1 protein-coding gene is annotated in these 385 nt (G+C 41.6%); it reads left to right on the top strand.

Annotated elements, in window-relative coordinates; genetic code table 11:
• The coding region (locus D4A39_RS19375; protein ID WP_233552542.1) for a hypothetical protein at positions 1–221 on the top strand (221 nt) is incomplete at its 5' end.
• Positions 222–385: the final 164 nt, after the last annotated feature.

A 385-nucleotide genomic window follows, 5' to 3' on the forward strand; every position in this document is an offset into this window, starting at 1 on the left:
CTATTCATCATGCAGACTTCCTGAAAATCAGAAACATCGTATTGGGCTATGATTTTCCACAGGAGGGGTTCAGAGGAACAGGCATTAACCGCCTCTCTCTCCGCTTCCAGATAGACAACCCTAAGTATCTATGGGTAGCCAACGATGTGCATGTTGACCCAGAGACTCTTGGACTCCGCAATCCAAGTTCATACATCTTTGGTCTGAACATCAGTTTCTAATCTTTAGAATCATATAACATAAAAAGTAAGATCACAATGAAAAAAACAATATACAGTTTACTGGCAATCACAGCATTGCTGTTCTCATCTTGTGAGAGCTTCACGGAATTGGAGCCAAAGGGCAAGAACTTGCTTACCACAACCGACCAATTAGAAATGCTTCT

Source organism: Alcanivorax profundi, from assembly GCF_003597125.1.
Taxonomy (GTDB): Bacteria; Pseudomonadota; Gammaproteobacteria; order Pseudomonadales; family Alcanivoracaceae; genus Alcanivorax; species Alcanivorax profundi.